This is a genomic window from Actinoplanes sp. NPDC051513 (assembly GCF_044454685.1).
GTDB lineage: Bacteria > Actinomycetota > Actinomycetes > Mycobacteriales > Micromonosporaceae > Actinoplanes.
This window is the reverse complement of the sequence record NZ_JBITDW010000005.1, coordinates 345,101-369,285: the sequence shown is the minus strand read 5'-3', so window position 1 is coordinate 369,285 and position 24,185 is coordinate 345,101. Positions and strand designations below refer to the sequence as shown.

Annotated in this window: 18 protein-coding genes and 1 pseudogene; 8 read left to right on the top strand and 11 right to left on the bottom strand. The window is 72.3% G+C overall.

Annotated elements, in window-relative coordinates; genetic code table 11:
• Positions 1 to 78: 78 nt before the first annotated feature.
• Genes ACIA5D_RS19590 through ACIA5D_RS19580 form a run of 3 tightly spaced genes read right to left on the bottom strand, consistent with a single transcriptional unit; the run spans position 79 to position 4,030 of the window.
• Entirely contained in the window at positions 79 to 1,311 is a 1,233-nt protein-coding gene (locus tag ACIA5D_RS19590; protein ID WP_396031409.1) for an O-antigen ligase family protein, read from the bottom strand.
• On the bottom strand, positions 1,308 to 2,621 hold the full coding sequence (locus ACIA5D_RS19585) for a hypothetical protein (RefSeq protein ID WP_396031407.1): 1,314 nt from the start codon (positions 2,619 to 2,621) through the stop codon (positions 1,308 to 1,310). Before ACIA5D_RS19585 ends, ACIA5D_RS19590 begins: the two co-directional genes overlap by 4 nt.
• Complete coding sequence (locus tag ACIA5D_RS19580; RefSeq protein ID WP_396031405.1) at positions 2,618 to 4,030, bottom strand: polysaccharide biosynthesis tyrosine autokinase; 1,413 nt, start codon at positions 4,028 to 4,030, stop codon at positions 2,618 to 2,620. Before ACIA5D_RS19580 ends, ACIA5D_RS19585 begins: the two co-directional genes overlap by 4 nt.
• Positions 4,031 to 4,189: 159 nt before the next feature.
• On the opposite strand from ACIA5D_RS19580, the gene ACIA5D_RS19575 reads away from it, so the two are divergent.
• Positions 4,190 to 5,986 (top strand): polysaccharide biosynthesis protein, encoded by a 1,797-nt coding sequence (locus ACIA5D_RS19575; RefSeq protein WP_396031403.1) that lies wholly within the window; start codon positions 4,190 to 4,192, stop codon positions 5,984 to 5,986.
• Positions 5,987 to 6,011: 25 nt separating this feature from the next.
• The gene (locus ACIA5D_RS19570; protein WP_396031401.1) at positions 6,012 to 6,575 is read left to right on the top strand and encodes an alpha/beta hydrolase; all 564 of its coding nucleotides are present in this window, start codon (positions 6,012 to 6,014) and stop codon (positions 6,573 to 6,575) included.
• Here ACIA5D_RS19570 and ACIA5D_RS19565 read toward each other — a convergent pair.
• A complete protein-coding gene (locus tag ACIA5D_RS19565) occupies positions 6,572 to 7,456 on the bottom strand; it encodes a DMT family transporter (protein ID WP_396031399.1) in 885 nt (294 codons plus the stop codon). The genes ACIA5D_RS19570 and ACIA5D_RS19565 overlap by 4 nt on opposite strands.
• Before the next feature lie 70 nt (positions 7,457 to 7,526).
• On the opposite strand from ACIA5D_RS19565, the gene ACIA5D_RS19560 reads away from it, so the two are divergent.
• Entirely contained in the window at positions 7,527 to 8,444 is a 918-nt protein-coding gene (locus ACIA5D_RS19560; RefSeq protein ID WP_396031397.1) for a LysR family transcriptional regulator, read from the top strand.
• Positions 8,445 to 8,455: 11 nt separating this feature from the next.
• Here the strand turns inward: ACIA5D_RS19560 and ACIA5D_RS19555 are convergent, their stop codons facing one another.
• Together ACIA5D_RS19555 and ACIA5D_RS19550 are read right to left on the bottom strand one after the other, a co-directional pair.
• On the bottom strand, positions 8,456 to 9,286 hold the full coding sequence (locus tag ACIA5D_RS19555) for a DUF1028 domain-containing protein (RefSeq protein ID WP_396031396.1): 831 nt from the start codon (positions 9,284 to 9,286) through the stop codon (positions 8,456 to 8,458).
• A gap of 224 nt (positions 9,287 to 9,510) precedes the next feature.
• Positions 9,511 to 10,617, bottom strand: a complete 1,107-nt coding sequence (locus tag ACIA5D_RS19550) for an AI-2E family transporter (RefSeq protein ID WP_396031394.1) — start codon at positions 10,615 to 10,617, stop codon at positions 9,511 to 9,513.
• 63 nt (positions 10,618 to 10,680) lie between these two features.
• Here ACIA5D_RS19550 and ACIA5D_RS19545 point away from each other — a divergent pair.
• The 3 genes and pseudogenes from ACIA5D_RS19545 to ACIA5D_RS19535 form a co-directional block, all read left to right on the top strand.
• Positions 10,681 to 11,072 (top strand): annotated as a pseudogene (locus ACIA5D_RS19545) (ABC transporter ATP-binding protein); the annotation flags it as partial.
• Positions 11,073 to 11,164: 92 nt separating this feature from the next.
• Positions 11,165 to 12,514 (top strand): dihydrolipoyl dehydrogenase family protein, encoded by a 1,350-nt coding sequence (locus tag ACIA5D_RS19540; protein ID WP_396031392.1) that lies wholly within the window; start codon positions 11,165 to 11,167, stop codon positions 12,512 to 12,514.
• An 87-nt stretch (positions 12,515 to 12,601) separates the two neighbouring features.
• On the top strand, positions 12,602 to 13,339 hold the full coding sequence (locus ACIA5D_RS19535) for an SDR family NAD(P)-dependent oxidoreductase (protein WP_396031390.1): 738 nt from the start codon (positions 12,602 to 12,604) through the stop codon (positions 13,337 to 13,339).
• A 98-nt stretch (positions 13,340 to 13,437) separates the two neighbouring features.
• Here ACIA5D_RS19535 and ACIA5D_RS19530 read toward each other — a convergent pair whose 3' ends face one another.
• Both ACIA5D_RS19530 and ACIA5D_RS19525 read right to left on the bottom strand, forming a co-directional pair.
• A complete protein-coding gene (locus tag ACIA5D_RS19530; RefSeq protein ID WP_396031388.1) occupies positions 13,438 to 17,550 on the bottom strand; it encodes an MMPL family transporter in 4,113 nt (1,370 codons plus the stop codon).
• Between the two features lie 43 nt (positions 17,551 to 17,593).
• On the bottom strand, positions 17,594 to 18,412 hold the full coding sequence (locus ACIA5D_RS19525; protein WP_396031386.1) for a hypothetical protein: 819 nt from the start codon (positions 18,410 to 18,412) through the stop codon (positions 17,594 to 17,596).
• 381 nt (positions 18,413 to 18,793) lie between these two features.
• Here ACIA5D_RS19525 and ACIA5D_RS19520 point away from each other — a divergent pair, with 381 nt between their 5' ends.
• Positions 18,794 to 19,399, top strand: coding sequence for an FKBP-type peptidyl-prolyl cis-trans isomerase (locus ACIA5D_RS19520; RefSeq protein ID WP_396031385.1), 606 nt, complete (start codon positions 18,794 to 18,796; stop codon positions 19,397 to 19,399).
• A gap of 105 nt (positions 19,400 to 19,504) precedes the next feature.
• Here the strand turns inward: ACIA5D_RS19520 and ACIA5D_RS19515 are convergent, their stop codons facing one another.
• From ACIA5D_RS19515 to ACIA5D_RS19505, 3 genes are all read right to left on the bottom strand, one after another.
• Positions 19,505 to 20,305, bottom strand: a complete 801-nt coding sequence (locus tag ACIA5D_RS19515; RefSeq protein ID WP_396031383.1) for a YaaA family protein — start codon at positions 20,303 to 20,305, stop codon at positions 19,505 to 19,507.
• A gap of 37 nt (positions 20,306 to 20,342) precedes the next feature.
• Positions 20,343 to 20,684 (bottom strand): STAS domain-containing protein, encoded by a 342-nt coding sequence (locus ACIA5D_RS19510; protein WP_396031381.1) that lies wholly within the window; start codon positions 20,682 to 20,684, stop codon positions 20,343 to 20,345.
• Between the two features lie 70 nt (positions 20,685 to 20,754).
• A complete protein-coding gene (locus ACIA5D_RS19505; protein ID WP_396031379.1) occupies positions 20,755 to 22,401 on the bottom strand; it encodes a copper resistance CopC/CopD family protein in 1,647 nt (548 codons plus the stop codon).
• A gap of 100 nt (positions 22,402 to 22,501) precedes the next feature.
• Here ACIA5D_RS19505 and pgm point away from each other — a divergent pair, with 100 nt between their 5' ends.
• Positions 22,502 to 24,145: a phosphoglucomutase (alpha-D-glucose-1,6-bisphosphate-dependent) gene (pgm, locus tag ACIA5D_RS19500; RefSeq protein ID WP_396031377.1), complete on the top strand. Its 1,644-nt coding sequence runs from the start codon at positions 22,502 to 22,504 to the stop codon at positions 24,143 to 24,145.
• Positions 24,146 to 24,185 lie beyond the last annotated feature (40 nt).

The window sequence follows — 24,185 nt, the reverse complement described above, 5'->3', positions numbered from 1 at the left end:
CGGGCCAGCAGCTTGACGTTCTCTCGCGACTTTAGTCCTGGTTCAGGTCATCCGGGGCGCAGATGCTCAGCTCAGTGGTCACGGAGGTGGCCGTGGTCGGCCGTGCGTGACCCGTACGGCGGGCGCGTGGAGCGGCAGCGGGGGAGAGGCGGGCACCGCCGCGAGGAGCAGGAAGATCCAGAGGAGCCGGGCGTCGTAGTAATCGCCGGAGAAGAAGCTCGCACCCAGGATGAAAATTGCGGAGTAGGCCGACACCCGCGCCTCCAGCGGGCGCCGCGCCCTCGGGATCGCCGCGTACTCGTGCCGCGGCCCCCAGAAGGCCAGCAGCAGCAACAGCAGGCCCACCGCGCCGCCCTCGACGGCCACCGCCAGCGGGAGGTTGTGGACGTATTTCTCACCGGGGCCGAGGTTGGTGACGGCGTAGAAGCCGTGCACGCCGACGCCCACGATCGGGCGTTCGAGGAAGAGCCAGAAGCCCTTCGTGTACAGGACGTCGCGGTCGGAGGTGTACCCCTGCTGGACCGTGGCGGCGAGGAAGCGGTTGTTGATCAGCGACATGATCGCGTCGCCCAGCAGGAGCCAGACCAGGGCGCCGGTCAGGGGAACCACCGCCAGCGGCTTGAGGGCGCCGTGGCGGCGCCCGAAGCGCACCAGGCTCGGGAAGGCCAGCGCCGTGGTCAGACCCAGCGCGATCAGGCCGCCCCGGGAGCCCGAGGCCACCGCGCCGATCAGGAACGCGGGCGCTCCGATCAGCCAGACCGGGCGGGCACTGCCGAAGTAGAAGTACGCGGTGGCGAACAGGGCGAGCGCCTCGACCCGGACGAAGACGTTCGGGCCGCCGCCGAAGGCCGTCCACCGGAACCCCTGTACGCGGCCCCGGCCGGACGCGGCGTACAGGAAATAGAGCCAGCCGGCCACGTACAGGCAACCCATGGTCAGGCGGACGACACGGTCGCGGTCCCATTCCGCGAGGGTCGCGTAGACGAAGACCAGGACGACCATCGACAGCAGGTCGCCGATTACGTCACCGACCACGGCGTTGTGGGGCACCCACGCCGCGGAGAGCATCTGGTACCCGAACAGCAACAGGATCGGCTGCAGGGAACGCCGCGCCGGGGCTGAGTGCAACGGGCGGACCCCGGCATGGTTCGCCTCGAGCACGAACACCGCCAGCACGGCCGGGAAGAGCAGCACCCGTACGTCGTCGAGGACCGGGATCGCGAACCCGGCACGGGACAGGGTGAAGTGCCCGGCGAGCGTCGCCACGAAGATGACGACCACCAGGAACGGACTGGGCCGCGGCGACGTCACCGCGACGGTTTCCGCGCCGCCCGCGGGATCGCCCGCAGCATCGCCAGGTAGGAGAAAACCGCGAGCAGCACGGCCGCCGCCGCGAACCCGAACAACGCGGCGGGCCAGGCCGGCACCACCACGGCGGCGAGGTAGGTCGCCACGACCTCGGCCACGAGAGCGCCCACCAGCAACCCCGTGGCGACCGGCGCCTCGTGTAGCGCGTCGATCGTCGGCCGGGCCGCGTAGAACACCGCGAGCGGAACCGACACCGGCACCCCGAACCGGACGACCGCTACTGCCTCGTGGAAGCCGGCTCCGAGAAACCAATGCACTACCGGCACGGCGGTGACGACAACCACCGTGCTCGCCAGGGCCGCGACCCCGGCCGCGGCGAACGGCAGGATCCGTAGCCCATGGGCCAGATCCGCGTCGAAACCGCGGCCCGCGGCCGCAGCCTCGTGGGCATGCCCGCTGAGCCGGGGGAGCAGGACCGGTGTCAGCATCCCGAAGATCGAGCAGACCAGGGTGATGGTCGACGTGGTGAACCCCACGTACCCGGCGTCGGCCGAGTTGCTCGCCGTCCCGGCCACGAAGAACGTGGGAAACGCGAACAGGCCCGGCAGCGCGATGTCGCCGGGCGCGCGGCGGATCCCGTACCGGAGAAGGGTGCGCAACCCGGGCGTCGGCCGCGAGCCGGCGGGAGACCCTTCGGCGCCGCGCCGCCCGGCCCTCGCGATCGCCCACCCGGCCACCGCCGCCAGCGCCGCTCCCTGCAGCGCGAGGAAGACGTCGATCTTGCTGGTCAGGACGAACGCCGCGAGCGGCACCAGCGCGAACCCGATCAGCGAGGCGAGAATCGAGGCCCGTACGTCCCCGCAGCCCCGCAGCGCCGCCACCGCCAGGGTGCACAGGCAGTTGCCCGCGGTCAGCAGCACCACCGCGCGGACCTGCGCCGCCGCGCCGATCCCGAACAACCGGCCGACGTCCTCGGCGAACAGCAGCGTGATCAGGCCGAGCACGTTCAGCACGACGACCTCGAAGAGGAACGCCTGCCGGGCCAGCACCCGGATCCGGCGCCCGGCCCGGGGCAGGTAGCGGTGCAGCGCCGGCACCAGCCCGGCCAGCACGAGCGGCTGAATCGTGGCGACCGCCCCGCGCGCGACCTGGTAGTAGGTGAACCCCGCTACCCCCGACCGCCGCGCGACCAGGTGGAATAGCAACAACCCGGAGGCGAGCGTCAGCCAGGACGATCCAAACGTGGCGACGTAGTCCCGCCGCACCGCGGCCGGCACGCGGGCCAGGAACCGGAGCGCCGGCACGGGCGTCACGCCGCGCTGCTCAACGCGACCGCGTTCCACCAGCCCGGCCGGTGTGCCGACGGCGACTCCTGGCCGGGCGGGCCGCAGACGGCCGGCAGGCCGGGGCGCCGGCGCGGCGCGTTCACCATGTTGAACACGGTGCCCAGCATCCGGGCGTCGACCGCGGCGAGCGCCCGCACGGCCGCGGCCACCTGCGCGGCGGTCGTCTTGCGGGCGCGCACGATCAGCAGCGCGCCGTCGGCGCGGGCCGCCACGACCGCGCCATCGGTGACCGGCAGCAGCGGCGGCGAGTCGAAGATGATTTTGTCGAACCGGTCGCGCAGCTCGTCGATCAGGTCGCTCATCTGCGGCGAGTCGAGCAGCTCGCTCGGATTCGGCGGCCGGTGCCCGCCGGCCAGCAGCCACAGCCCAGCCCCCCACGGCTGCAGCACCTGGTCGAGCGAGGCCGCGCCGACCAGCACCGTGGTCAGCCCGGCCGAGCCCTCCCGGCCGAGGAACCCGGCGAGCCGGGGCCGGCGCAGCTCGGCGTCGACGATCAGCACCCGCTGGCCGGCCTCGGCGAACAGGATCGCCAGCCCGCACGCCGTCGAGGAGCGGCCCTCGCCGGGCATCGCGCTGGTGACGGCCAGAATCTTCACCGGGTGCTCGCGACCGGCGTACTGGACGTTGGTGCGCAGTTGGCGCAGCGCCTCGGCCCGCAGCGAGCGGCTGTCCGAGACGAACGGCCCGGACTTGCGGCGGGCCTTGCGGTCGATCGGGATCAGCGCCAGCACCGGCGTGCCGGTCAGATCGGGCAGGGCCGAGGCGAGGCGGACCGAGTGGTCGCAGACCTCGCGGATCGCGCCGAGCGCCGCGCCGATCAGCAGGCCCACCGCGACCGCGAGGGCGTCGTTGTGCAGCGGGCGCGGCGACACCGGCTCGGAAGCCAGCCGGGCGGCCTCGACCGTGATGACGGTGGCGGCGGGGCTCTCATCCTTGCCCGGGCGCGCCTCCAAGGCGCGCACGATCGGCGGGAACCGGTCGACGATCGTCTCGGCGATCTTCTGGGCCCGGGCCGGAACGGTATCCGTCACCGTTACTGTCATAAATGCGCTATCGCCCGCGTAATCCACCGAAATGCGTTTCCGGATCTGCTCGGTATTCAGCCCGGCCTTCGCCGTGGTGGCGATTTCCCTCGCCATCCGCTCGCTGGACAGCAACTCCGAGTACGTTTTGAGCCGGGCCTGGATGAACATCGAGCCCTCGAGCGCCGAGGCCCCTTCGCTGCCGTTGCCGGAGAGGAAGAAGGCCGCGGTCGCCGCGTACTCGGTCGGCATCCGCTTGTTGAGCACCTGGGTCGCGCCCAGCGCGACCAGCACGGTGACCACGACGACCCACCACTGCCTCTGCACCACCCGGAGGTAGTCGCGTAGCTCCACGCTTCCCTCCCGAATGCCCGCGCTCAACGATCAAACTAAGCGGCCGGGAACCGCCCCGAGGCGATATCCCGAACTTCCGCTGCGGGACAAGAGGTCGATTACGCTTTTAAAAGCGGCAGCGGCCGACCGCAAGTGACGGATGAGCCGGGAGGTGCAGCCGTGGCCCGTGGGAATAGCATTGTTCCCCTTTTCGTCGACGCGCTCGCCTGGGCCGCCGGCCTCAATCTGGCCGTCCTGACCCGGTACGAATTCGGCCTCGACGCCCACCATTCGGCCGGCGCCCTCCCGATGATCGTCCTCGCGGTCGTGCTGCAGGCCGCCCTCGGCCACGCCCGCCACCTCTACCGGGGCCGCTACGCGTTCGGCACGCTCGAGGACGTCCGCACCGTCTGGCAGACCGTCCTCGCCACCACCATCGCGCTGCTCCTGCTCGACCTGCTGCTGCCGGGCTCCCGGGTCCCACCGGGCGCGCCCCTGGTCGGCGGGCTGCTCGCACTGGTCCTGATGCTCGCGGCCCGGCTCGTCTGGCGGCTACGGCTCGACGCCCGCTCCCGGCCCGACGCGCGGGTCGCCACCCGGGTGCTGCTGTTCGGCGCCGGCTCGGCGGGCCGCAACCTGCTCCAGTCGATGCGCTACGACCCCAACGGGCGCTACCTCCCGGTCGGCGTGATCGACGACGATCCCCGGAAACGCCGGATGGTTTTTTACGGCGTACCCGTGCTCGGCGACCGCAACGACATCGCGGCGCAAGTGGGCCGCACCGGCGCGACCACCGTGGTCCTGGCCGTGGCGAACGCCGCGGCCGAGCTGGTGCGCGACATCCGCGACCTGGCGACCGACGCCGGCGTGTGTTTTCTCGTCGTGCCGTCGGTGACCGAGCTGATGGACCGCGAGATCAACGTGCGGGACCTGCGCGAGCCGGAGGTCACCGACCTGCTCGGCCGGCACCAGATCGACACCGACCTCGAGTCGATCGCCGGCTACCTGACCGGCAAGCGGGTGCTGGTCACCGGGGCGGGCGGCTCGATCGGCTCCGAGCTGTGCCGGCAGATCCACCGGTTCGCCCCCGCCGAGCTGATGATGCTCGACCGCGACGAGACCTCGCTGCAGGCCGTGCAGCTCTCGCTCGACCCGCAGGCCTCGCTCACCGACCCGTCGCTGCTGCTGGCCTCGCTGCGCGACGTCGACCGGGTGCGCGAGATCTTCCGCACCCGGCGCCCGCAGGTGGTCTTCCACGCCGCGGCGCTCAAGCATCTGCCGCTGCTCGAGCGCTATCCGGGCGAAGCGATCAAGACCAACATCTGGGGTACGTTGGCAGTCCTGTCGGCCGCCTCCGAAGTGGAGCGGTTCGTCAACATCTCCACCGACAAGGCCGCCGATCCGGTCAGTGTGCTGGGTTACTCCAAGCGGATCACCGAGCGCTTGACCGCGTACGTGGCCCGGCACAGCCCCGGAAGCTTCCTGAGCGTGCGCTTCGGCAACGTGCTGGGCAGCCGCGGCTCGGTGTTCACCACCTTCAGCGCCCAGATCGCCGACGGCGGCCCGGTCACCGTGACGCACCCCGACGTGACGCGCTACTTCATGACCACCCAGGAGGCGGTCCACCTGGTGATCCAGGCCGCCGCGATCGGCCGCGACGGCGAGGCGCTGGTCCTCGAGATGGGCGAGCCGGTGCGAATCGCCGAGGTGGCACGGCAGATGGTCGACCTCGCCCCGTCCGAGGTGGAGATCCGCTACACCGGCCTGCGCCCCGGCGAGAAGCTGTCCGAGGTCCTGTTCGGCGAGGGCGAGACGGATGTGCGCCCGTTCCATCCGCTGATCTCGCACGTGACGGTCCCGCCGCTCGACCCGGCCGCGGTGCGCGGCATCGACGCGAACGCCGAGCCCTCGGTGCTGGTCGCCGAGTTGGCGCGGTTGTGCGCGCTGCCGGCGGAGGCCGCACGGCCTGCGGCCTGACCGCCTTCTCGGTAGGGTCGGCGGCGTGGCCGATGCTGTGGTGCTGCCGGGCGGGAAGTTCGGGCCGGCGGCCGGGTTGCTCATGTACGCCGGGGCGGTCGCGGAGCGGCGCGGGGCGACGGTGCGCCGGCACTGGTGGTCGCAGCCGCCGCCGGATCCGTCGGAGCCCCGGATCGAGGACTGGGTCGCCGGCGAGATCGGCCCGGTGCTCGACTCGGTGGGCGGCAGCCCGTTGCTGATCGGCAAGTCGCTCGGCACGAACGCCGCCGCGATCGCGGCCGAGCGGTCGCTTCCCGCGGTGTGGCTGACGCCGGTTCTCACCGTGCCGTGGGTGGCGACCGCCCTGCGGGGGGCGACGGCGCCGTTCCTGCTCGTGGGCGGCACCGCCGACCCGCTGTGGGACGGGGTCCTGGCGCGCGACCTGTCGCCGTACGTGTTCGAGGTCGAGGGCGCCGAACACGGCATGGCCGTGCCGGGGCCGCTCGTCGAGTCGATCGCGGTGCTCGGGCGGGTGGTCACCGCGATCGACGAGTTCCTCGACGCGATCGGGTGGCCGGCCGACGCGAGCGGCGGTCAGGGCAGACCCTAGGCGACCGGGACCGGCTCGGCCGGCTCGCGGACCGCGCTGCGGCGGGTGGAGAGCCAGCAGCCGGCCGCGACCAGGGCGAAGCCGGCCACCGTGCTCCAGCGCAGCGACTCGTTCAGCAGCAGCACGCCGAGCAGGACGGCGACCACGGGGTTGACGTAGGTGACCAGGCCGGCGCGGTTGGAGCCGGCCTCGGCGACCAGGGCGTAGAAGGCCAGCAGGGCGACCGCCGTGCAGAACACCCCGAGCGCGGCCAGCGCGGCCCAGGCGTTCGCGTGGACCGGCTCGGTGGGCCAGGTCATGATCGCGAACGGAGCCAGGACCACGGCGGTGATGGCGGTGGTGCCTCCGGCCAGGGTCTCGGCCGGGATGTCGGCGGCGCGGCGCTGGACGAAGATGGTCGCGACGCCGTAGCTGACCGCCGCCAGCAGGACCATGCCGGCGCCCAGCAGGCCCAGGCGGTCGCCGGAGACGTCCAGCCCGACCAGGACGGCCACGCCGCCGAAGCCCACGACCAGGCCGGCGACGCGTCCTCGGGTGAGCGGCTCGGCGCGGGACAGGAGCAGGGCGATGACGACCGGCTCGACGGCGATCAGCAGGCCCGTCAGGGAGCTGGTGATGTGCACCTCGCCATACGTGATCAGCAGAAACGGCCCGATGATGTGCACCACCGCGAGCACCGCCACCGTGCCGAGGCGGGCGCGGAGCGCGCCGAGACTGCCACGCGCCGCGGCGACCGGCAGCAGCACGAGGGCGGCGATGAGGCCGCGGCCGGCGACCACGAAGACGGGGGAGAGGTCGTCGATGGCGACCTTGATGAGGAAGTACGGGATTCCCCACAGCATCGAGACGAGGAGGAAGAGCAGCCAGGCACGTCGATTCACATGTCGACCCTCTCGCTCTAGAGTCATAAGCGGTAGTGGTGACTTGCTGATGCCGTGTTAAGGAGAGCTGATGATCGACGTCCGCCGGCTGGCCGTGCTGCGCGAGGTGGCGCGGCAGGGCAGCTTCAACCGGGCGGCCTCGGCGATGCGCCTGACGCCGTCGGCCGTCTCCCAGCAGATCAGCGCGCTCGAGCGCGGCCTCGGCGTGGCGGTGGTGCGGCGCAGCACCCGCGGGGTCGAGCTCACCGAGGCCGGGCGCGTCCTCGCCGAGGCGGGCGACGCGATCACCGCCGAGCTCGCCAACGCCGAGGAGGAGATCGCGCGCCTCGCCACGCGGCGCACCGAGCGGCTGACCGTGGCCACCTTCACCAGCGGCGGCCAGCGGCTGCTGCCGGCCGCGCTGCTGCGCTTCACCGCCGACCATCCGGACGTCGAGCTGACCGTGCTCGAGAACGAGCCGGACGACAGCCTCCCGCTGGTGCGCTCGGGCGCGGCCGACCTGGCCCTCGCGTACCACTTCGACGGGCCGCCGCCGATCCGGCCGGGCGACCGCTCGGGGCTGACCTGGACGCCGCTGCTCGACGATCCGATGTGGATAGTGTTGCCGGCCGGGCACCGGCTCGCCGGGCGCGAGACGCTCAGCCTCGCGGAGCTGGCCGGCGAGCGCTGGGTGCACGGCTGCCTGTCGATCGTCGGCCTGATGGACCACTATTCGGCGATGGCCGGCTTCGAGGTGCAGACCGCCTGCCGGGGCACCGACTACGTCTTCGCGCAGTCCCTGGTGCGGGCCGGGGTCGGGGTCAGCATGATCCCGCAGGTGGCGCTCACCGCCGACCAGGGCGGGCTGGCGACGGTGCCGCTCGCGCAGCCGTGCCCGTCGCGCTTCATCGGCATCGTCACCGCCAGCCGCCGCCCCCGCCCCCTCGCCGCCGCGCTGTCGAAAGCTCTGCACGAGACCGTCGCGGGCCTGCCGCTACCGGCCGCGTAGCCGGGCCGGCGCTACCGGCCGCGTAGCTGGTCGAGCACGAGGGGGTCGATCGCCCCGGCGACCAGGCGCTCCTCGAGGTTCTCGATGCCGGCCCAGTCCGCGAGCGCGTCGTCGAGACCGGGCTGGGTGTGCCCCTTGCCGTCGAGCAGCTTGCGGACCTCCTCGGCGGTGGCGCCCGTCAACGGCATCAGCAGCGCGGGATCCGGTCGCTCGAAGTACAGCGTATGCAGGTCGAGCAGGCGGGTCAGCTCGGACACCGGATCCGGGTGGTCGTCGACCCGCAGGTCCACCCAGACGTCGCTGGTCCCGCCGTACCCCATGCCCTTGGCGACCACCAGAAGCGCCGCGCTCTGCCGGCCACGACGGTCGCCCCCGGCGAGATCGCCGGCCCGCAGCGCCGCGAGCAGCCGGAACGCCAGCCGCGACTCACCCACCGACGCCTGCCACGCCACCCCCATGGCCTCGACCACCTGCGGCCCCGCCAGCATGTTGCCCTGGATGGCGAATCCGTCGCCGGCCGCGCCGCCCGCCCACGGATGGCAGTCGCCCCCGGTGAACGTGCCGCCCTCACCGTCGGCGCCGACCACCCCGACCTGCCGCTGCGCGACCGGACCGCCGTCGCCGGCGACCAGCGCCCGCACGGTGTACGCGGCGCTCACCCCGGTCTGCAGCAGCGCCAGGGTCTGCGGACGGTAGGCGAGATTGGCGTACGACTGGGTGGCCACCGCGCCGACCCCGGCGAGGGCGGCGGGAACGGCCGCGCCGACCCCGAGGAACTTGCTGGCCACCGCGACACCGTGGGCGAGGCCGTCGGCGGAGCGCGCGACGATCGAGAAAGTCATGCGCAGTATTTATCATCCCGGACCCATGAGGCCTATGTGTACCGAGCGGAGAGGGAGCATATGCTCCGGGGATTGGGACGTGATCCTGTCGGTGCCCGCCGCCGCCCTCGGCGGGCCGACGCTGGACTGAACGCCTTGGCGCCCGGTCCGAAGTGCTGCGGGCGCGCATGGTGGTTGCCGCGACCGGTACGCCCGCAGCACTTCCATGACCTCCTTCCATGACCTCACAGTTCCGGCACGGGCTCACCGGCAGGTTCCGGCGGCGGCTCGGGGAGAGGCTCGGAAAGCTGCTCCCTGATGTAGGTCCAGACCGCCGCCAGCACCGCCGCCACCGGCACCGCGAGCAGGCTGCCGACGATGCCGGCCAGGCTGCCGCCCAGGGTCACCGCGAGCAGCACGACCGCCGCGTGCAGGCCGAGGCCGCGGCTCTGCAGGATCGGCTGGAAGACGTTTCCCTCCAGCTGCTGCACCAGCACGATGATGCCGAGCACGATCAGCGCGTCGGTCGGGCCGTTGGAGACCAGCGCGATCAGCACCGCCACGAAGCCGGCGAACAGCGCGCCGACGATCGGGATGAAGGCCGTCACGAAGGTGAGCACGGCCAGCGGCAGCACCAGCGGCACGCCGACTATCCACAGGCCGAGGCCGATGAACACGGCGTCGAGCAGGCCCACGAGCGCCTGACCCCGTACGAAAGAACCCAGGGTGTCCCAGCCGCGAGCCGCCACCGCCGGCACGTCCGTGGCGAGACGGCCCGGCATCTGCCGGGCGAGCCACGGCAGGAAACGGGGGCCGTCCTTGAGGAAGAAGAACATCAGGAACAGCGCGAGCACGGTGGTGACCACGCCGTTGACGATCGTGCTGACCCCGGAGACCGTGTACGTGACGATGCTGCCCACGCTCTCCTGGATCTTCTCGACCGCCGTGTCGAGAGCCTTGGTGACCTGATCGTCGCCGATGTTCAGCGGCGGGCCGGCGGCCCACGTACGCAACTGCTGGATGCCGTTCTCGACGCCGGTGGCCAGCTGCGGCGACTGCGAGGCCACCGGCACCGCGATGCCGACCACCGTGCCGCACGCCGCCAGCAGGAACACCACCATCACGGCCGAGGCGGCCAGGGCCGGTCGCCAGCCGCGCCGGCGCAGGAACCGCACCGGCGGCCAGGTCAGCGTGGTGAGCAGCAGCGCCACGGTCAGGGGCCAGACGACCGGCCACATCTTGCCGAGGATCCAGAGGGCCACCCCGGTCATCAGCAGCACCAGCAGTGTCTGGGCGGAAAGGCGCGCGGAGGTGCGCAGCGCGTCCCGGCTCTTCTGGGCGCTCAACGGCATGAAGATCACCTTGCCACGATCGGGGGGCGCACACACGACCGGTCCGATTCCTCTGACCCTTTCGCGGCGGTGGCGGTGGCGACGCTGGCGTCGGGGGCGACGGCGACGTTCGGGCTGCTGGCCACGCAGCGGGTGCTCGTGGAGCTGTTCAGCGGCGGGCCCACGCCCGAGCGGGTGCGAGCGGCCCTGCCGGCGCTGACCTGGCTGGCCGCGGCGACGGCGGCGCGCGGGGCGCTGAGCATGGCGACCGGGTACGCGCTGAACGGGCTCACCCCGCAGGTCAACCGCGAGGTCGAGCGCCGCCTGTTCGAGACGACCTCGGCCGTACGCCTCGAGGCCTTCGACGAGGACAGCTTCGCCGACGACATGGAGCGCGCCGCCCGCGGACCGAGTCGGCGATCGTGCTGGTCACCGAGGTGTTCAACCTGCTGGCCGGCGTCGTGGGGCTGCTCGCGGGGGGCCGACATGCCGGGCTCTTCACCCTCCAGGCGGCGGGATATCGACACTGAGTGCTCCCCGGCCCGGCGGCTCGGGAATCATGAAAGGTATGCAGACTTTTGATGTGGTGGTCGTCGGGGCCGGGCCCGGGGGCGAGGTCGCCGCGGGACGGCTGGCCGAGGCAGGGCTGTCGGTGGCGATCGTCGAGGCCGACAAGGTCGGCGGCGAGTGCTCCTTCTACGCGTGCATACCGTCGAAGTCGCTGCTGCGTCCCGGTGAGCTGCTCGCCGAGGCGCGGCGGGTGCCCGGGGTGCGCGAGGCGGTCACCGGCAAGCTCGACGTGGCCGCGGTCCTCGCGAAGCGCGACGACAACATCGGGCACCTCGACGACGCCGGGCAGGTGCCGTGGCTGACCGACCGTGGGATCACGCTCGTGCGCGGCCGGGGACGGATCGCGGGGGAAAAGCAGGTCCAGGTGGCCGGCGAGACCCTGTCGGCGCGCAAGGCGGTGATCCTCGCCGGGGGCACGGTGGCCAACATCCCGGACATCGACGGGCTGCGGGACGCGTCGCCGTGGACGAATCGCGAGGCCACCACGGCCTCTTCGCTGCCGGACTCACTGGTCGTGATCGGCGGCGGGGTGGTCGGGGCGGAGATGACCCAGGCGTACGCGTCGCTCGGGTGCCACGTGACGCTGGTCGAGGGGGAGCACCGGCTGCTGTCGCGCGAGGAGGAGTTCGCGTGCGTGCAGGTCACCGAGGCGCTGACGGCGCAGGGCGTGGACATCCGCACCGGGCAGTGGGCGACCGCCGTGCGCCGCGACGGCGACAAGGTCACGGTGACGCTCTCGGACGGGAGCACGGCCACCGCCGACCAGGTGATGGTGGCGGCCGGCCGGACGCCGCAGTCGCGTGACCTCGGCCTGGACGTCGACGGCTACATCGACGTGGACGATCGGATGCGGGTGCCGGGCAAGGACTGGCTCTATGTGGTGGGCGACCTGAACGGGCGGTCGCTGTTCACGCACATGGCGAAGTACCAGGCGGCGATCGCGGCCGCCGACATCCAGGGCCAGGACATGGTGGTCGAGCACCTGGCGGACGGCCCCCGGGCGCCGCGCGTGATCTTCACCGAGCCGGAGGTGGCGGCGGTGGGCTACACGGCGGCGGACGCGGCCGCCGCCGGGATCAAGGTGCGTGTCGTCGACATCGGGACCGAGGCCAACGCGGGTGGCGCGTTCACCGGCGGCGGCCAGGGCACATGCCGGTTCGTGATCGACGAGGACCGGCAGGTGCTGGTCGGCGTCACGTTCACCGGCTCCGAGGTGGCCGACTTCCTGCAGGCCGCGACCATCGCGATCGTGGGTGAGGTCCCGCTGCGACGGCTGCGGCACGCCATTCCGGCCTTCCCCACGCGCAGCGAGGTCTGGCTGTACCTGTTCAACGCCCTGGGACTCTGACGTTTGTGCTGGGTCCGGCCTCCGTCCCACGGAAGCCGGACCCCGGCCGAGCCGCAGGTGAGCCGGCATCCGCATAAGGTGAACGACATGGGTCAGCGGATTTTGATCACGGGCGCCCGCCGCGGCATCGGCGCCGCCCTCGCCGTGGGCCTGGCCCGCCCCGGGAACATCCTGCTGCTGCACCACCTCGACGCCGCCGCGGAGGCCGAGACGGTGGCCGGCCTGTGCCGCGACCTGGGCGCCAAGGCCGAGCTCCTCGACGCCGACCTCGCCGACCCGGCGGCGGTGCGGTCCCTGGCCACGGCGGCGGGACCGGTCGACGTTCTCATCAACAACGCCGCCAAGGCCTCGAACGTCGACATCGGCGTGCTCCCGCTCGACGAGTGGCAGAAGACCTTCGCCGTCAACGTGACAGCGCCGATGCTGCTGACCCAGGCCTTGAGCGTGGGGATGGCCGAGCGAGGCTGGGGCCGTATTGTCAACGTCGTCTCGCCGACGGTCCGCATGGGCGGCCCGTCGGGTCCGTCCTACGTCTCCAGCAAGGCCGCGCTGATCGGCCTGACCCGCTCGCTGGCCCGCACCCTGGGCCCGGCCGGGATCACCGTCAACGCGCTCTCGCCGGGCGCCATCCGCACCGAGGGCGAGGCGGAGCTGGCGGCCGGCCGCGAGGCCGAGACCCACGCCCCGCTGGTCGCCACCCAGGCCATTCCCCGGTCGCTGGTTCCCGAGGACCTGGTCGCCACCCTGCGCCTGCTGGTCTCGGACGGGTCCGGCGCCCTCACCGGCCAGGTGATCGAGGTGGGCGGCGGCCTGATCTTCCGCTGATCGCGGCCCGTGCCTCCGCGGCTCTGCTGCGGACATGGTGGCGGTGATCTGCCCGCGACCGCCGGGCAACGTACGTTGCGGCGGCCGCGGGACGGGTGTCATTCCTGGGTGGCGTGGTCGCGCAGATCGCGCGTGGCCTCCTCGCCCGGCGTCCGCGCCGACAGATGGTCGGCCAGCGTGGCCGGCCGCTGCACCGGCGGCGGCTCCTCCACCGGCCGCCGCATCCGCGGGATCTTCCCCGACGTGTAGTCGCTGAGATCGGCCGGTCGCGATTCCCGCAGGTGATCCGCCAGATCGGCGGGACGGCGCACCACCGCCGGCACCACAGTGGAGGCCTTCGCCACGAGAGCCTTGCCCGGCGCGGGCGAATGCGGCGTGGGTGAAGCCGGCGTGCTTGCCGCCGGCCGCACGGGCAAAGCTTCCGGCGCGGGCGCCGAGCTCGGTGCGGGCGCCGGCTGTGCGGGTGCCGGCTGTGCAGGTGCTGGCTGTGCAGGTGCTGGCTGTGCGGGTGCTGGCTGTGCGGGTGCTGGCTGTGCGGGTGCTGGGTGCGTTGCCGCGGCGGGCGCCTGTGTGGTGGCGGGCGCCGGCGGCTCGGGCGATGTGGGTATGTCGGCCGGCGCTGAGGCAGCCGGCCCGGCAGCGGCTTGCGGCTGCGGCTGTGGCTCGGTCATGGACTGCTGCTCCGGAAGGGAGGGGATGGGCCGCCGGGGGAGCGGTTGATCGCCGAGCGTAGCTGGGCGGCGCGCCGATGTCTGCCCATCGAGGCCGATCGGTTGCGGTGGCGGGTTCCCTACCAGCTCGGAGGCGCCGGCCTGGGCATACGCATCGAGATCGGCAGGCCTACTCACCGTGTTCGCCGGTCGCCGGGAGGGGAACTGATCGGCGAGCGACGAAGGACGCCGCGCCGCGCGGCCGGCCAGATCCACGGTCGGCGCCGGCTCGACGGTTTCAGCGGCCGTCGCCGGCTCGTCCGCCGTCAGCGGAGCGAGCTCGTCGGCGGTGGGTTCGTCCACCGGGCGGGTCGAGAGCTCGCCGTCGGCGACTACGGGCTGGTGGGCCGAGATCTGGTCGGCGGCGGCCACGGGCTCGTCCGGAGTCACGTGGCCGGCGGCCTCGGTCACGAACGGGCGGTAGATGACGGATCCGCCGGTCGACTCGAAGCTCTCGGGAGCAGGGACAGGCTCGGCGAACGACTCGTCCGCGGCCTCCGGCTCGGTGGGGACCGGCTCGTCCTGGACGGTTCGCGCGGAGTCCTGGCTGCTGGGCTCCCGGGCGTCGTCCAGCCGGGGGAGCGGCTCGAGAGCCTCGTCCAGCGGAGGGATGTACGAGGACGGAGGGATGTACGAGGACGGGGGAGTCCACGGGCTGTCGTAGGGGCTCGGGTCGGCGGGGAGCGCCGGCGGGAGGGCCGGTGGGGTGGTCGTGCCGGGGGCGCTTGGTGGGCTGAAGAAGAAGCCGTCGTCGTCGGCCACGGTCCAGTCGGCGCGGGGGGCGTGGGACTCGTGGGACGGGTCCGTGGGGCGCCACGTGGTCAAATCGGACGAGGCCGGGTTGCCGGCGACGTATGGGGTGCTGGACTGGCCCGTCGGCAAGTTCCACGGGCGGGCCTCTGCCGCCTCGGCGAAGGCCGGTGTGTCCTCGTCGGCCACGTCCCGGAAAGCGTCGTCCCCGGCCACGGCGGCGAACGACGGCCCGTCCTCAGCGGTGGAGCCAGGCTCCGGCAACGGGGGCTCGTCGTCGAGGATCAGGGCGTCGACGATGGAGTCGTCGTCGGCCGATGAGGGGGCCGCGGGGGTGTCGTCGGGGACTGTCTCGGCCTCGACCTCCTCCAGCGGCGGGGAGCCGGCCAGGCTGATGACGGCCGTGTCCTCGAAGCGGGCGAAGACCTGCGTCGCGTCGTCCGCCGACAGGGAGCCGGCGGGCAGGGCGAACGGCGAGGAACCCGCCGGTAGGGCGTGACGATCCGAGTCGGCGGCCGGAACGGCGGAAGAGGCCGAAGCGGCGACCGGCAGGGCTCGGGTGCCGGCGCCGTACGGGGCGTACCGGATGATCTGGGTGTCGTCGGGGGCCGCGTGCCGGCCGGGCGCGACCGCGGGGGCCGCGGGCTGCTCGTACCCGGTGAGGCCCGCACGCTGCTGAAGCCGCCGCAGCGGGCCGGGGGCCCACCACGCCGCGTCGCCCAGCAGGCGGAGCACCGCCGGCACCAGGAGCATGCGGACCACCGTCGCGTCCAGGAGCAGGGCGATGATCATGCCTACGCCTACGAAGCGCATGGTGGTCACGGCCGACAATGCGAAGGCGCCGGTCACGACGATCAGCAGGAGGGCCGCGGCGCTGATCACGCGGCCGGTGCGGGACAGGCCGGTGGTCACCGCCTCGTCGGTCGACGCGCCTCTCGTGCGGGCCTCGACCATGCGCGAGAGCAGGAACACCTCGTAGTCCGTGGACAGGCCGAACACCACGGCGGCCATCAGGACCACGATGCCGACCTCGAGGGGAGCGGGGCTGACATCGAGCAGGCCCGAGCCGTGGCCCTCCTGGAAGATCCAGACGAGCAGGCCGAAGGTGGCGCACAGGCTCAGGGCGCTCATCAGCACCGCCTTGATGGGCAGCAGCACCGAGCCGAACGCCAGGAACATCAGGATCAGGGTCGCGCCCACCAGCAGGCCGACCATCCACGGGAGGCGGTCCGCGGTCGCGTCGAGGCTGTCCACGTTGCGGGCCGTGGTGCCGCCGACCAGCAACTGCGCGCCGGTCGGCACGGGGATGGCGCGGATCGCCTCGACGACGTCGCGGGCCTCGGCGCTGTAGGCGTCCTGGGTCTTCAGCGTCGCGGTGAACAGGGTGACGCCCTTGTCCTTGCGGGCCGCGCTGATCTGGGTGATGCCGAGGATCTGCCGCAGCTGCACGGCGAAGTCCGCCGACGTGGACGCGTTGCGCAGCACGATCTGCACGCTGTCGCCGGTGAACTGGGGGTAGTCCGCCTTGAGCGTCTCGACGGCGACGCGCGCGGGGTCGCCGGCCGGCAGGATCCGCTCGTCGCTCTCGCCGAAGCTCACGTGCCGGATGGGGAACGCCAGCAGCAGCAGGAACGCGAGGATCGGCACCGCCACCGCCAGCGGGCGGCGCAGCACGAAGGCGGCCAGCTTCTCCCAGCCGCTGCCGGGCGCGCCGGCGCCGGAACGACGGGGGAGACGTACGGGGAGCTTGTCGACGCGGGGGCCGAGCACCGCCAGCATCGCGGGCAGCAGCGTGAGCGAGAGCACCGCGGCCAGGAACACGGCGGCGAGGCCGCCGTAGGCGAGCGAGTTCAGGAAGCCCTGCGGGAACAGCAGCAGGCCGGCGAGGGCGATCATCAGGAGGGTGGCGGAGAAGACCACCGTACGGCCGGCCGTGCCGACCGTGCGGGCGACGGCCTCGGCGGGCGTACGGCCCTGGGCCTGCTCCTCGCGGAAGCGGCCCACTATGAACAGGCCGTAGTCGATGGCCATGCCGAGGCCGAGCAGGCTGGCCACGTTCACCGCGAACGAGTTCACGTCGTGGTGGGCCGAGATCGCGTGCAGGATGCCCAGCGAGCCCAGCACCGCCGCGCCGCCGACCAGCACGGGCAGCGACGCCGCCACCAGCGAACCGAAGATCAGCACCAGCAGGACCAGCGTGATCGGCACGGAGATCGCCTCGGCGGTGCCGAGATCGTCGGTGGAGCGCGACGAGGACGCGTCGGCGAGCGTGGTCGCGCCGGAGAGTTGCACCGTCGCGCCCTCGACCGCGAACTTGTCGTCGATCTCGCGGTACGCCTCGAGCTTCGCGGTGTCGTCGTCGCCGGCCAGGGTGATCACCGCGATGGCGCTGGACTTGTTCTTGGCCGTGTACTGGGCGGACTTCGACGACCAGTACGAGGTGGCGCCGGTGACCGCCGATTTCGGCAGCTTCGCCAGCGAGTCCTTGACCCGTTTCGCCAGCGCCGGGTCGTCGATCTTGCCCTTGGCCGGGGTGTAGATGACGACGAGGTCGCCGCCCTGCGCGCCGAACGTGTCCCGCACGACCTCCGCGGCATGGGTGGACTCGCTGTTCGGGTCGTTGTAGCCGCCCTCGGTCAGCTCACCGAAAACACCCAGCCCCCAGACGCCGGCGCTGATCACCGCGACAAGCGCGACGGTCAGCACCGGCCACCGGAAGCGGGCGACCCACGATCCCCAGCCCGCGAACACTATGTCCCCTTTTTCGTTTATCCCACGCAAAAAAGCAGAAAAATCAGTGCAATGTGGCGGCATCGAGCGCCACCCCGCCGCAGCCGCTCCCGAAGGCCTGGGCGGTCGTCCACGTCAGATTGATCTTCGCGGCCTTCGGCGCCCGGTAGGTGATCGTGTAGACCACCGCCTGGAACTGCCCGTCCCGCTGCTCCGCCGTGGCCGAGGATGTCGCATTGCCGGCCGACAACCGGGCCTGCAACACCCCCTTCGCCGACACGACGCCGAGGTAGAGCCGCAGGGTCCGGTTGGTCGTCGACGCCGGCGCCGAGATGGTGAAACCGTTCCCGGCCCCGCACGTGCGGATGCCGGTGGGCGTCCCGTCGCTGTGGTCCACCGGGTCACCGCCGGTCCACGCGAAACGCGACGGGCTCAGCGCGTGCCGGAACCGGGGCGCGGTCGGCGTCCCCTCCAGGATCGCGAACCCGCCGTTCTTGTTCCTCTCCAGGGAGAAGGTCCCGTCCTCACCCCAGTGCACCCAGTCCCGGGTTCCCTCGGCGGTCAGGTCGACCGTCGAGGGCGCCCCGCCCGCCGCGATGGCGATGGCGCCCTGGTCCACCGGCTTCTTGCTGGGCGGCCGTGATGTCGACGGCGACAACGACGGCGTCGGCGAGGCGGACGAGGGGGTGGGCGACGGCGACGGCGAGCCCAGCGGGATCAGCCCGCCCGGGCTGGCGCTGGGCAGCGTGACGCCGCCGAGCGCGGCGGTCGGCGGCGGATCGGGCAACGGATTGTCGTGATCCGAGCGCATGGCCCGGCTGGCCACGATGCCGAAGCCGATCACGACGATCACGCCGGCCAGGATCACCAGGCCGGACGACAACAGCTCGTTCCACCCGCGCCGGTCGCGGGACTCCCCCTCGGGGGAGTCTGTAGCACGTCGGAATCCGATGTGTGCGGTCCGTCGATTCGGACCGCCGCGGCGCGCGGGTAGGCGACCTTTACCGGTCGACGGCAAACCGACCCTCCCCTGGTCGTTCGCACGGCCCCGCCCGGCCGTGAATCTTTTTCGCTTGGTCTCGCTGAGTGAGCCGGTAAACGATCTCATTTCACGCAGTGACGGTGAAGAACTATTTGAGTGACGATCCGAAAGGCCGATCACCCGCACTGGCGGTTCGGAGGAGGTTTGCCGCGGGGCCGTGTCCGGCTACGGGTACCGTGTCCGAAGTTTCCCCAGCGTCCCCTACCAGAGAGCCGACAGCATATGAGCACCCAGACCGTGCAGCCGAGCAGCGCGGAGTCGGCGAAGCGCCGCGGGCAGGCGTTCGCGGGCGCGATCGCGGGGGTGGCCGTCGTCATCGTCCTGGCCGTCGTGTTCTTCGTGGTCCGGCATGATAATTCCGACAAGTCGCCTGTGGCCGCTCCGGCCGGCCCGCCGGCCGCCGCTCCCTCGCAAGCGGCGCAGGACACCGCGCCGCCCCAGGCCACCGAGCCGGCCCCGGCGCAGGTGAACACCCCAGCGGCGCTGGCCAAGGAGCCGGTGGTCAAGGGCGGCCAGGGCACCCTCACCAAGATCGTGGTGACGCCGCTGGTCAAGGGCACCGGCCCGGCCGTCCAGAAGGGCCAGACGATCACCGCGAACTACACGCTGGTCAACTACAAGACCGGCGAGGTCATGGACTCCTCGTGGTCGCGCGGCGAGCCGTTCAGCACCCAGATCGGCGTCGGCGCCGTGATCCAGGGCTGGGACCAGGGCATCCCCGGTCAGAAGGTCGGCAGCCGGATCCAGCTGGACGTTCCCGCGGCCCTGGCCTACGGCGAGTCCCGCGGCGACCTCCGCTTCGTCGTCGACATCCTCGCGGCCAAGTAACGAGCGGCGCAGCGACGAGCGGCCAAGCAACGAGCGGCGCAGCGACGAGCGGCCAAGCAACGAGCGGCGCAGCGACGAGCGGCCAAGCAACGAGCGGCGCAGCGACTACAGGTCACGCACGATCACGTCGAGCTGGCGGGGCTTGCCCGCCGGCATCGGCACCTCCTCGACCTGGTGGCCGAGGTCCTTCAGCGCGGTGACGACCTCGTCGACGGAGCAGGGCTCGGCGGCGGCCGTGGCCAGCGCGCGGATCATGCGGCCCTTGGTCGCCTTGTTGAAGTGGCTCACCACCGACCGCTGGGGCGAGCCGCCGACCAGCCGTTCGTGCAGGACCCGCACGGTCGCCGAGGTGCGGGCCGGCGGCGCCCACATCGCGGCGTAGGCGCCGGATCGCAGATCGAGCACCGGGCCGTCGGCGGCCGCCGGGTCGAGCGCCGGCTTCAAATGCTTCTTCCAGTACGCCGTGAGCCCGCCGACCGGTGGCGGCAGGGTCACGCCCACCGAGAGACGGTATGCCGGGATCCGGTCGGCAAGCCGGACCACGCCCCACAGGCCGGAGAAGACCACCGCCGTGCGGTCGAGCCAGTCGCGGGCCGCGCCGTCCAGGGTCTCCGGCTCGAGCGCCTCGTACAGCACGCCGGTGTAGACCAGGGAGGCTCGGGCCGCGGGCGCGTGCTGCAGTGTGGCGTTGCGGGCCAGCTCGGGCTTCAGGCCGTCGGTCAGGCCGAGCACCTGCAAGGACTCCGCCACCGCGCGGGCGCTGGTGCGCCTGCTCAGCGCCACCAGGCGGGTCTGGACCCGTTTGCGGGCCGTGGCCAGGCGAGGTAGCCACAGCTCGTCGTGGTTGACGGGGTCACCGGATGGCGCGGGGGTCTTGCCCTCGGACGGCGGCAGCAGGATCAGCACGTCGCGAGAGTAGACAACCGGTCAGCCGGCCAGATCCTCAGCCCGCCGGCGCGGCCAGGGCGTCGGCGACCGTCGGGTAGACGCCGACGCGCGGGGCCAGCCCCACGGTCTCGAGGAGGTCGGCCAGGAACGGGTTGGGTGCGGCCAGGCGGAGCCAGCCGCCGGTCGCGACGGCGCGGTTGTGGCCGACGACGAAGGCCGACAGGCCGGTGGAGTCGCAGAACTCGACCCCGGACAGGTCGACCACGACGCGCGCGGCCGGCCGGTCGAGGATCTGGTCGAGGGTGGTGGTCAGGACGGTGGCGCTGTCGAGATCCAGGTTTCCCCGGACGGCGACCACGACCGAGGCGTCGGGGTTGCCGACGACGGACACGTGCACGGCGGTTTACCTCCGGTGCGGGCAAGGGACGGGCGTCAGGCCCTATCTCTGCCCAGAAGGTGACCGAAAGTCACCTCGTCGAGGTATCCGCCGGGACCGAAATCGTGGTCTTGACGGTCGCCTGGTCGAGTTCGCCGATGCGCACGGTGAACTTGATCTCGTACTGGCCGGGGAACGGGAACGTGATCGAACCGGCCGCATGGTGCCGGGGCTGCAGCGGGAGCAGCGGCTCGGTGACCGGCTCGAGGTCGCGCCCGAGCAACTGCGAGGTCACGGTCCACTCGTCGGCCGGCAGCGGCGCCCCGGCGGGGGTGTAGACGAACGCGTGGATCGTGTTGGCGTCGCCGACCTGGGTCGGGAAGATGTTGAACTGCAGCGTGTACAGCGGGCAGGTCAGCGTCTGCGACACTCCGTCGTCGCGGACCGCGCCCTGGTCGACCGAGGCGCTGCGACCGGGGTTGACCTGCACGAGCACGGCGCTGAGCCCGAGGATCACGGCGGTGGCGAGCACCTCGATCCCGACCGCGCGGAGCATCCGGGCGGGGCCCGCGGTCACGACCTGCCGCCGGTTGACCATGCGGCGGGCGAAGAAGGCGGTGCCGAGCACCAGGGCGAGCACGGCGACCTTGGCGATCAGCAGCCGGCCGTAGTCGGTGCGCCAGAGCGCCGGCACCGAGCCGACCTGCACGACCGCCTGCACCACGCCGCCGGCCACCAGCCAGACGACCGACAAGGCTGCCCAGCGTGACCAGGCGGGCAACACGACGCCGAGCACACGCGGGTCGGTGCGGCGCAGCAGGAAGACACTCAGCGTGATCAAGCCGCCGATCCAGACGCCCATGGCCGCCATGTGCACGACGTCGGAGGCGACGATCGCGGGCGACAGCGGCGAGGCGGCGGCGTGCCCGGTCAGCGGCCAGGTGACCAGCCCGCCGAGCGCGAGCACCGCGAGGGCGATGCCGCGCGGGCGGGACGTGCGGGCGCGCAGCAGCGGCGGCACGAGACCGGCGATGATCGCGAGCACGGCGAGGCGGGCGATCAGCGTGAGGCCGTAGGCGCTGGTCAGGACCTGCCCGAGCTCGGCGCCCGAGACATCCCAGAGGGCCGAGCCGCTGCTGGCCGGCGCCTGCGTCCACAGCGACGCGAGCGTCGCCACGAAGATCAGACCCAATCCCGCGTACGCGAGCCGCGCCGCGCCCGCGCGGGATCGGCGCCGCGGCCACAGGAACGCGAGGAACAGCACCGGCCCGGCGGCGAGCGTCAGCCCGGCGTACCCGAGAAAGCGCGTGACCGGAGTCGCCACCGCGACCGAACGATGGGTCTTCTCGTCGGCCGGCGCCGGCGGCGAGGCCGAGGGCGCGCCGACCGAGAACGTGATCGCGCCGCCGACCGGATGGCTGTCCGCGGAGATCACCCGGTAGCTGACCAGGTACGTGCCGAGCGGCTGCCCGGCGCGCCGGACCGGGATGCGCAGCGTGGCGCCCGAGACCGTGGGCGTGCCGGAGATCCGCTTGCCGTCGGGGTCGAGCACCTGCACGCGGCCGCTGACCGGGGTGATCCCCTCGCTGAACGTCACCACGATCTCGGTGGGCGAGCTGCCGATGACGCTGCCGGGCGCGGGCGTGGAGCCGAGGAGCGCGGCGTGGGCGCTGGCCGGGCCGGCGGGGGCAGCGAAGAGGGCGCCGAGGGCGACAAAAACAACCAAAAGTACGCGCACAGCCCTCGTCACATCTAGTAGTTCGGATCCTGTATCGGAAAGGTTCAACCGGGTATCGATAGGCTGCCAGGCAGGGTACCTGCTCCTTTGGAGGCCACCAATGTCCGTTGATCCCCGTGCCGGGACCCCCGCCGAGGCCCGCGATCTCATCGACGTGCCGAGGGTGATCTCGCGCTACTACACCGAGCACCCCGACCCGGCCGAGGTCGGTCAGCGGGTGGCATTCGGGACATCCGGGCATCGCGGGTCGAGCCTGAACACGGCGTTCAACGAGGACCACATCGCCGCCACCAGCCAGGCGATCGTCGAGTACCGCCGCGCGCAGGGCACCGACGGGCCGCTGTTCCTCGGCCGCGACACGCACGCGCTCAGCGAGCCCGCCATGATCACGGCGATCGAGGTGCTCGCGGCCAACGACGTGACCACGCTGATCGACAGCCGCGACGGCTACACCCCGACCCCGGCGGTGTCGCGGGCGATCCTGGCCTACAACCGCGGCCGTACGAGCGGGCTCGCCGACGGCGTGGTGGTGACCCCCTCGCACAACCCGCCCGCCGACGGCGGCTTCAAGTACAACCCGCCCAACGGCGGCCCCGCCGACACCGACGCCACCAAGTGGATCCAGGACCGCGCCAACGCGCTCATCGCGGCGGGCCTCAAGGAGGTACGCCGGGTGCCGGCTGACCGGGCGCGCACGTCGGCGCAGGTCACCGGTTACGACTTCCTCGGCGAGTACGTCGCCGACCTGCCCTCGGTGATCGATCTCGAGGCGATCCGGCAGGCCGGCGTGCGCATCGGCGCCGACCCGCTCGGCGGGGCCAGCGTCGCCTACTGGGGCGAGATCGCCGAGCGGCACGGCCTCGACCTGACCGTGGTGAACCCGCGGGTCGATCCGACGTTCGGCTTCATGACGCTCGACTGGGACGGCAAGATCCGGATGGACTGCTCCTCCCCGTCCGCGATGGCGTCCTTGATCCATCAGAAGGACAAGTTCCAGGTCGCCACCGGCAACGACGCGGACGCCGACCGCCACGGCATCGTCACGCCGGACGCGGGGCTGATGAACCCCAACCACTACCTGGCCGTCGCGATCAACTACCTGTTCGGCAAGCGGCCGGGCTGGCCGTCGGGCGCCGCGATCGGCAAGACCCTGGTCTCCTCCTCGATGATCGACCGGGTGGCCGGCGAGCTGGGCCGCCGCCTCGACGAGGTGCCGGTGGGGTTCAAGTGGTTCGTGCCGGGCCTGCTGTCGGGTGAGGTCGGCTTCGGCGGGGAAGAGAGCGCCGGCGGGTCGTTCCTGCGTCTCGACGGCTCGGCCTGGACCACCGACAAGGACGGCATCATCCTCGACCTGCTCGCCTCCGAGATCATCGCGGTCACCGGGCGCACGCCCAGCGAGCACTACCGCGACCTGACCGCGAAGTTCGGCGAGCCCGCGTACGCCCGGATCGACGCGCCCGCCACCCGCGAGGAGAAGGCGGTGCTCGCCAAGCTCTCGCCGGCCCAGGTCAGCGCGAAGGAGCTGGACGGCGAGCCGATCATCGCGGTGCTCACCACCGCGCCCGGCAACGGCGCCGCGATCGGCGGGCTCAAGGTCGCCACCGCGTCCGGCTGGTTCGCGGCCCGCCCGTCCGGCACCGAGGACGTCTACAAGATCTACGCCGAGTCGTTCCACGGTCCCGAGGCCCTCGCCCGCATCCAGCAGGAGGCCCGCGCGGTGGTCTCCGCCGCCCTGAAGGGCTGAGCCGCCTACCCGAAACCGATTCTCTCAGTTCTTCCGGCTC

Excerpts from the sequence above, each read along its gene's own strand:
- ACIA5D_RS19555 (WP_396031396.1), bottom strand. The coding sequence starts at position 9,286 with ATGACTTTCTCGATCGTCGCGCGCTCCGCCGACGGCCTCGCCCACGGT.
- ACIA5D_RS19560 (WP_396031397.1), top strand. The coding sequence starts at position 7,527 with ATGATCGACGTCCGCCGGCTGGCCGTGCTGCGCGAGGTGGCGCGGCAG.
- ACIA5D_RS19540 (WP_396031392.1), top strand. The coding sequence starts at position 11,165 with ATGCAGACTTTTGATGTGGTGGTCGTCGGGGCCGGGCCCGGGGGCGAG.
- pgm (WP_396031377.1), top strand. The coding sequence starts at position 22,502 with ATGTCCGTTGATCCCCGTGCCGGGACCCCCGCCGAGGCCCGCGATCTC.
- ACIA5D_RS19550 (WP_396031394.1), bottom strand. The coding sequence starts at position 10,617 with ATGCCGTTGAGCGCCCAGAAGAGCCGGGACGCGCTGCGCACCTCCGCG.
- ACIA5D_RS19535 (WP_396031390.1), top strand. The coding sequence starts at position 12,602 with ATGGGTCAGCGGATTTTGATCACGGGCGCCCGCCGCGGCATCGGCGCC.
- ACIA5D_RS19520 (WP_396031385.1), top strand. The coding sequence starts at position 18,794 with ATGAGCACCCAGACCGTGCAGCCGAGCAGCGCGGAGTCGGCGAAGCGC.